This window comes from Pseudarthrobacter linnaei (assembly GCF_055412825.1).
In genome coordinates, this window is the sequence record NZ_JBVAYX010000066.1 from 1 (window position 1) to 1,621 (window position 1,621).

At 67.9% G+C, this 1,621-nt stretch carries 1 protein-coding gene; it reads right to left on the bottom strand.

The window, feature by feature from the left end:
* Window positions 1–65: 65 nt before the first annotated feature.
* Window positions 66–1,475, bottom strand: coding sequence for an MBL fold metallo-hydrolase (locus tag ACZYZ3_RS20485; protein ID WP_463965599.1), 1,410 nt, complete (start codon window positions 1,473–1,475; stop codon window positions 66–68).
* Window positions 1,476–1,621: the final 146 nt, after the last annotated feature.

Genomic DNA, 1,621 nt, shown 5'->3' on the forward strand with positions numbered 1-1,621 from the left:
GTGGCGGCGGCCCTGGTGTTCAGGGCCGCCGCCACAGGGTTGCGGTTAGGTGCTGGTGGTGCCGGTCAGCTGGCGGGGACGGTTTCGTGGGCCTGCTGGTGGGCGGTCCAGGCGTTGTAGCTGCCGTCGAGTTCGACGACGTCGTAGCCGGCGCGGCGCAGCGCGCTGGCCGCGACGGAGTTCCGGACCCCGCTTTGGCAGTAGCTCACGATGGTGCCTTCGGCCGGGAGTTCGTCCAGGTGCCACATCACGCGGCCGCCGCTGAGCTGGTGGGAGCCCGGGATGTGCCCGGCTTTGTGCTCGGTGCGGTTGCGCACGTCCAGGATCATGCCGGCCTCGAAGCCCTGAAGCTCCTCGGAGGAGATCAGTTTCGGGGTGCTGGTGGGCAGCCCGGCGAAGCCGGTGACGTACCCGGCGACCTGGTCGATGCCGACCCGGACCAGGTGGTCCCACATGTCCTGCGCGGTGTCCTGGTCCGGTGCGAGGAGCACCAGCGGGTTCTTGTCGGTTTCCGGGTTCACGACCCAGGCGCCGAAGCTGGCCACGGACTTGCCGGCCGGGACGTTCAGGGACCCGGTCACGGTGCCCTCGTGGACCTGGTCATTGGACCGGGTGTCGATGAAGGTCAGCGTGTCCGCGGCCAGACCCTGCGCGACGTCGGCGAGGTCCAGTTCCTGCAGCGGGGCGCGTTCTCCCATCACGGCAGGGCCCTGACGGTTCTCCCGCTTCATCCTCCCGAAGTACGCGTGTGCGTCGGGCTGGCCGTCGAGGAGTTCATCGACGAAGCCCTGCTCGTCGTTGGCGGCCAGGTACGGGCCCCACCAGGCGTAGAGGCGTTCGTAGCCGACCGTGGAGGACGGGATCGCACCCAGGGCCTTGCCGCAGGCACTGCCTGCGCCGTGCGCGGGGTGGACCTGGACGTAGTCCGGGAGGGTCAGGAACTTATCGCGCAGGCTCGCGAAGAGCTGCTTCGCGCCGACGAAGCGGGTGTCGATCCCGCCGGCGGCCTCGTCCAGCAGGTCCGGGCGGCCCAGGTCCCCGGAGAAGACAAAGTCACCCGAGAGCAGGTAGCCGGCCTTCTCGCTGAACGCGCCGTCGGTGACCAGGAAGGACAGGTGTTCCGGGGTGTGGCCCGGGGTGTGCAGGGCCTGGATGCTGATGTTGCCCAGGGTGATCGTGTCGCCGTCGAAGAGCCGCTCGCCCTCGAACCCGTACTGCCAGTCCGGTCCGCCCTCGCCCGAGACGTAAATCTTCGCCCCCGTCGCCGCGGCGAGCTCCCGGGTGCCGGAGAGATAATCGGCGTGGATGTGGGTCTCGGTGACCGCGACGATCTTCATGCCGTTCTTCGCCGCCAGCGCCTGGTACACCGCGATATCACGGCGGCCGTCCACAACAACGGCTTCGCCCTTGGCCTGGCAGCCGATCAGGTAGCTGGCCTGGGCAAGGTCCTCATCATAAATGCGTTCCAGAAGCATGTGTTCTCCTTCGTAAAGAAATGGGGTGGTGAGCCCCGTCGACTACTAACAACAATAATACCCCCGGGGGTATCCTGCAAGTGGGTTACCGGCGAGCTGGCGCCAACGGATTGGCGCCAGCGGGTTACCGGCGGATTGGCGCCAGC

Bases quoted from the DNA above. Each gene is read 5' to 3' on its own strand.
- ACZYZ3_RS20485 (WP_463965599.1), bottom strand. From the start codon at position 1,475: ATGCTTCTGGAACGCATTTATGATGAGGACCTTGCCCAGGCCAGCTAC.